The sequence below is a fragment of the Elioraea sp. Yellowstone genome (assembly GCF_006704265.1).
GTDB lineage: Bacteria > Pseudomonadota > Alphaproteobacteria > Acetobacterales > Acetobacteraceae > Elioraea.
Genome location: NZ_VIKA01000164.1, coordinates 1 through 6,538, shown reverse-complemented (window position 1 = coordinate 6,538; position 6,538 = coordinate 1). Strand labels below are relative to the sequence as shown.

The 6,538-nt window shown below is 70.8% G+C and carries 4 protein-coding genes; all 4 read left to right on the top strand.

Annotated features, from left to right (window positions below):
• Window positions 1–449, top strand: a 449-nt coding sequence (locus FK498_RS19425) for a hypothetical protein (protein WP_161988453.1), incomplete at its 5' end; no start/stop codon positions are given.
• A gap of 10 nt (window positions 450–459) precedes the next feature.
• Window positions 460–5,001: a glutamate synthase large subunit gene (gene gltB, locus FK498_RS16265; RefSeq protein WP_141856382.1), complete on the top strand. Its 4,542-nt coding sequence runs from the start codon at window positions 460–462 to the stop codon at window positions 4,999–5,001.
• Between the two features lie 58 nt (window positions 5,002–5,059).
• Window positions 5,060–6,022 (top strand): D-2-hydroxyacid dehydrogenase family protein, encoded by a 963-nt coding sequence (locus FK498_RS16260; protein ID WP_141856380.1) that lies wholly within the window; start codon window positions 5,060–5,062, stop codon window positions 6,020–6,022.
• 1 nt (window position 6,023) lies between these two features.
• Window positions 6,024–6,461, top strand: a complete 438-nt coding sequence (gene arfB, locus FK498_RS16255; RefSeq protein ID WP_141856378.1) for an alternative ribosome rescue aminoacyl-tRNA hydrolase ArfB — start codon at window positions 6,024–6,026, stop codon at window positions 6,459–6,461.
• The last annotated feature ends 77 nt before the right edge of the window (window positions 6,462–6,538 follow it).

Below are 6,538 nucleotides of genomic sequence, written 5' to 3'. Positions count from 1 at the left end.
CCGCCGCCCTGGCCGCGCAACCCGGCCAGCCGGCCGCCACCGCCGAGGCCGAGGCCCGCGCCCTGGTGCTCGCCGCCGGGCTGCGCGACCAGCTCGTCGGCGGCCTGCCCGCCATGGCCGAGGCGATGCGCCTGCACCTCAACGAGCGCAATCCCGGGCGCGAGGCGGATGTGCGCCGCGCCGTCGAGGCGGCGATCGTGCCTGCCGTGCGCGACCGGCTGGACCAGCTGATCGTGCTCGGCCTCGAGCCGCTCGTGCGCGGCTTCACCGCCGAGGAGCTCTACATCATGCGCCGCTTCCTCGAGCTCAATCTCGACCAGCGCATGGAGGGTGCCTTGCGCATGGTCACCTTCGAGCTCGACCGCATGAGCGGCGAGTGGCTGCGCAAGGTCGCCGAGGAGGCGCTGGCGGCAGCCGCCGATGCCAGGCTGCGCGACCTGAAGTTCTGAGGGCCCGAGGATGGACGGCATGATCCGCGACGACCGCTTCGCCCAGGACTATCGCGCGAACGCCGCCCGGCTCGCCGCGGCGGGGATCGATCTCGCCGAGCACGATGCCTGCGGCGTCGGCCTGGTCGCAGCGCTCGACGGCAAGCCCTCCCGCGCGGTGGTGCAGGCCGGCATCGACGCGCTGAAGGCGGTCTGGCACCGCGGCGCGGTGGATGCCGACGGCAAGACCGGCGACGGCGCGGGGATCCATGTCGAGATCCCGCGCGACTTCTTCGCCGAGGCCGTGCTGCGCGGCGGCGACAGCCTCAGGCCGGGGCCCATCATCGTCGGCCAGATCTTCCTGCCCAAGACGGATCTCTCCGCGCAGGAACGCTGCCGCCAGATCGTCGAGACCGAGATCCTCGCCTTCGGCTACGGCATCTACGGCTGGCGCCAGGTGCCGATCGACGTCGCCTGCATCGGCGAGAAGGCGAACGCCACCCGCCCGGAGATCGAGCAGATCCTGGTGTTCGATCCGCAGGCGCGCGAGATCGCGGTGCAGGACCGCGACCTCTACGTGATCCGCCGGCGCATCGAGAAGGCGGCGATCGCGGCGCAGATCCCCGACCTCTACATCTGCTCGCTCTCGGCGCGCTCGGTGATCTACAAGGGGATGTTCCTCGCCGAGCACCTCACCGAATTCTATCCCGACCTGCTCGATCCGCGCTTCGTCTCGCGGTTTGCGATCTACCACCAGCGCTACTCGACGAACACCTTCCCGACTTGGCGGCTCGCCCAGCCGTTCCGCATGCTCGCGCACAACGGCGAGATCAACACGCTCTCGGGCAACGTGAACTGGATGAAGAGCCACGAGACGCGGCTCGCCGCCCCCGCACTCGACCCGTACATGGACGACATCAAGCCGGTGATCCAGGTGGGCGGGTCCGACACCGCGATCCTCGACAACGTGTTCGAGGTGCTGGTGCGGGCGGGGCGGGACGCGCCGATGGCGAAGGCGCTGATGATCCCCGAGAGCATCGGCAACAACGCCACCATGCCGGAGAGCCACCGCGCGCTGTTCCTCTACTGCAACGCGGTGATGGAGCCGTGGGACGGACCCGCGGCGATCTGCGGCACCGACGGGCGCTGGGTGATCGCCGGGATGGACCGCAACGGGCTGCGGCCGATGCGCTACACGATCACGCAGGGCGGGCTGCTGATCGTCGGCAGCGAGACCGGCATGGTGAAGCTTCGCGAGGACGAGATCGTCGCCAAGGGCCGGGTCGGCCCGGGCCAGTGCATCGCCGTCGATCTCGATGCGCCGCGCTTCTACGACGACCGCGCGCTCAAGGACATGCTCGCGGGCCGCGAGGACTTCGCCGCCTGGACGCGGCGCACGACCCATCTCGACGCGCTGATCAAGTCGGAGGCCGAGGAGCCCGTGGAGTTCCAGGGCGAGGCGCTGCGCCGCCTGCAGGTCTCGGCCGGGCTCAGCCTCGAGGAGCTCGAGATGATCCTCCACCCGATGGTGGAGGAGGCGAACGAGGCCACGGGGAGCATGGGCGACGACACCCCGCTCGCGGTGCTGTCCGACCAGTACCGGCCGCTCTCGCACTACTTCCGGCAGATGTTCAGCCAGGTCACCAACCCGCCGATCGACTCCTTGCGCGAGACGCGGGTGATGACGCTCAAGACGCGGCTCGGCAATCTCGGCAACGTGCTGGACGAGGACGCGACCCAGTGCGACCTCCTCCAGCTCGAGAGCCCCGTGCTCACCACCGCCGAGTTCCGGGCGATGCGCAGCTACATGGGCCGCAACGCGGTGGAGGTGGACTGCACCTTCGACCCGGCCGAGGGCGCGGCCGGTCTCCGCCGCGCGATCGAGCGCATCCGCCGCGAGGCCGAGGAGGGGGTGCGCGCGGGCGCCGCGCACGTGATCCTGACCGACGAGAAGGTCGGCCCAGACCGCTGCGCGATCCCCATGATCCTCGCCACCGGCGGCGTGCACACGCATCTCGTCAAGCAGAGCCTGCGCACCTTCACCTCGCTCAACGTCCGCTGCGCCGAGGCGATCGACGTCCATTACGTCGCAGTGCTGATCGGCGTCGGCGCGACCACGGTGAACCCGTGGCTCGCCCAGGAGTGCATCGCCGACCGCCACCGCCGCGGGCTGTTCGGCGAGATGCCGCTCAAGACCGCGATCCAGCGCTACAGGAAGGCGCTGGACAAGGGCCTGCTCAAGATCATGAGCAAGATGGGCATCGGCGTGCTCTCGTCCTATCGCGGCGGCTACAACTTCGAGGCGATCGGGCTGTCGCGCGCGCTGGTCGCCGAGTTCTTCCCCGGCATGCAGAGCCGCATCTCCGGCATCGGCCTGAACGGCATCGCGCGCAAGGTGGTGGCGCTGCACGAGAAGGCCTGGAACACCGACGTGGTGACGCTGCCGGTGGGCGGGCTCTACAAGCTCCGCCGGTCGGGCGAGGCGCACGCCTTCGCCGGCCCGCTGATCCATCTCCTGCAGCAGGCGGTCGCGACCGACAGCTACCAGACCTACAAGCGCTATGCGGAGGCCGTGCGCAAGCTGCCGCCGATCGCGCTGCGCGACCTCCTGGACTTCAAGACCGAGGGGCGCAAGGCGATCCCGGTCGAGGAGGTGGAATCCGTCACCGAGATCCGCAAGCGGCTGGTCTCGCCCGGCATCTCCTTCGGTGCCCTCTCCCCCGAGGCGCACGAGACGCTGTCGATCGCGATGAACCGGATCGGCGCCAAGTCGGACAGCGGCGAGGGCGGCGAGGACCCCGCGCGCGCGCGCCCGCGGCCGAACGGCGACAACGCCAACAGCGCGATCAAGCAGATCGCCTCGGGGCGCTTCGGCGTCACCGCCGAGTACCTCAACAACTGCCGCGAGATCGAGATCAAGATCGCGCAGGGCGCGAAGCCCGGCGAAGGCGGCCAGCTCCCGGGCTTCAAGGTGAGCGAGGTGATCGCGAGGCTGCGCCACTCCACGCCGGGGATCGCGCTGATCAGCCCGCCGCCGCACCACGACATCTACTCGATCGAGGATCTCGCCCAGCTCATCTACGACCTGAAGCAGATCAACCCCGACGCCTCGGTCTGCGTGAAGCTGGTGGCGCGGTCCGGGATCGGCACGATCGCCGCCGGGGTGGCCAAGGCGATGGCCGACGTGATCCTGATCTCGGGCCATGTCGGCGGCACCGGCGCCAGCCCGCAATCCTCGATCAAGTATGCCGGCGCGCCCTGGGAGATGGGGCTCTCCGAGACGCACCAGGTGCTGATGCTGAACCGGCTGCGCCACCGCGTGAAGCTGCGCACCGACGGCGGCATCAAGACCGGCCGCGACGTGGTGATGGCGGCCATGCTGGGCGCGGAGGAGTTCGGCATCGGCACCGCCGCGCTGGTGGCGATGGGCTGCATCATGGTGCGCCAGTGCCACTCCAACACCTGCCCCGTGGGCGTGTGCACCCAGGACGAGCGCCTGCGCGCCAAGTTCGAGGGCACGCCGGAGAAGGTGATCAACCTGTTCAGCTTCATCGCCGAGGAGGTGCGCGAGATCCTCGCCTCGCTGGGCTTCCGCAGGCTCACCGACGTGGTCGGGCGCACTGACCTCCTCCACCAGGTGAGCCGCGGCGGCGACCATCTCGACGACCTCGACCTCAACCCGATCCTGGTGCAGGCCGATCCCGGCCCGCACGCGCCCTACTGCACGCTGGAGGGGCGCAACGAGGTGCCGGAGACGCTGGACGCGCAGATGATCGCCGACGCGGCACCGCTGTTCCGCGACGGCGAGAAGATGCAGCTCCAGTACAACATCCGCAGCACCTACCGCACGATCGGCGCCAAGCTGTCGTCGAAGATCGTGCGCCGCTTCGGCATGAGGGGGCTGGCGCCGGGACACATCACCGTGCGGCTGCGCGGCTCCGCCGGACAGTCGCTCGGCGCCTTCGCCGTGCAGGGGCTGAAGCTCGAGGTGTTCGGCGACGCCAACGACTATGTCGGCAAGGGGCTCTCGGGAGCGACCATCGTCGTCCGCCAGCCACCCTCCTCCACCCTGCGGTCGAACGAGAACACCATCATCGGCAATACCGTGCTCTACGGCGCGACCGCAGGATACCTGTTCGCCGCCGGCCAGGCGGGCGAACGCTTCGCCGTGCGCAATTCCGGCGCGATCGCGGTCGTCGAGGGCTGCGGCTCGAACGGCTGCGAGTACATGACCGGCGGCACCGTGGTGATCCTCGGCACGGTGGGCGACAACTTCGCCGCCGGCATGACCGGAGGCATGGCCTTCGTCTACGACCCCGAGGAGGTGCTCGAGGCGCGCATCAACCCCGAGCACGTGCTCTGGCAGCGGCTGGCCCACCCACATTGGGAGGCGGTCGCGCGCGACCTCGTCGCCCGGCACGCGGCGGAGACGAACTCGCGCTACGCGGCCTCGCTGCTGAACGACTGGGCGCGCGAGAAGCGCCGGTTCTGGCAGGTCGTGCCGAAGGACTACGTGAGGTACCTGCCCGTGCCGCTGGCCGCCGATCCGGCGCTCGCCGCGGCGGGGGATTGACCGGCGCGCGACGATCCTCCACGGGGCGGGTCGTGCCGCTGCCGAGGAGGATCACCCGATGCTCGAGATCGCCGTGCTGGACGACTACCAGCGCGTCGCCCTGTCCATGGCCGACTGGTCCGGTCTCGGCCCCGACTGCGCGGTCAGCGTGTTCGACCGCAACCTCGCGACCGTGGACGAGGCGGCCCAGGCTCTCGCCGGGTTCGACGTGATCTGCCTGCTGCGCGAGCGCATGCCGGTTCCGGCGGAGCTGCTCGCACGCCTGCCGAGGCTGAAGCTGATCGTGGTGACGGGTGCGCACAACCGCACGCTCGACCTCGCCGCGGCGCAGGCGCGCGGCGTCACCGTGACGCACACGCGCGGCGGCGATTCCTACTACGCGACCACCGAGCTGGCGCTCGGGCTGATGATCGCCTGCGCACGCCATCTCGCCTTCGAGGACCGCGGCATGCGCCGGGGGCTCTGGCAGCGCACGGTCGGCACCACGCTGCACGGTCGCACGCTCGGCCTCCTCGGCCTCGGGCGGATGGGCAGCCGCATGGCCGAGCTCGGCCGCGCGCTGGGGATGCGCGTGCTCGCCTGGAGCCCGAACCTCACGCCCGAGCGCGCGGAAGCCGGCGGCGCGGCCTATGCCGACAAGGCGACGCTGTTCCGCGAGGCGGATGTGGTCTCGATCCATCTCGTGCTCGGCGAGCGGACGCGCGGGCTGGTCGGCGCGGCCGAGCTCGCGCTGATGAAGCCCTCGGCCTTCCTGGTGAACACCTCGCGCGGGCCGATCGTCGACGAGGCGGCGCTGATCGCCGCACTCCGCGAGCGCAGGATCGCCGGCGCCGGGCTCGACGTCTACGACGTCGAGCCGCTGCCGCCGGAGCATCCGCTGCGCGGGCTCGACAACGTGGTGCTCTCGCCCCATCTCGGCTTCGTCACCGAGGGGACCTACCGGACGTTCTACCAGGACATGGTGGAGTGCATTGCCGCCTGGCGTGCGGGCGCGCCGGTGCGGCTCCTGCGCGCGGCGTGACATGAGCGAGGATGACGGCACGATCGTCGTCACGCCGGCCCTGTCGATCCGCCGCGACGAGATCGTCGAGAGCTTCGTGCGCGCCGGCGGCCCCGGTGGGCAGAACGTCAACAAGGTCTCCTCGGCGGTCGCGCTGCGCTTCGATCTCGCCGCCAGCCCGTCGCTGCCGGCGGCGGTGAAGGCGCGCGCCGCGCGGATCGCCGGGCGGCGTCTGACGCGCGAGGGCGTGATCGTGATCAGCGCGCAACGCTTCCGCGACCAGGCGCGCAACCGCGCGGACGCGCTCGCGCGCCTGGTCGCGATCCTGCGCGCGGCGGCGGAACCGCCGGTACCGCGCCGCCCCACCAGGCCGACGCCGGCGTCGCGGCGCGAGCGCCTGGAGGGCAAGCAACGGCGCGCGCGCATCAAGATGCTGCGCGCGCGACCTGTGGAGGACTAGCGGACACCTCGAAAAACCCCTGGCGCTGACGGCTGCGGGCTGATTCGCTGCTGCTGGTGAGAGCGGGAGCGGCGGAT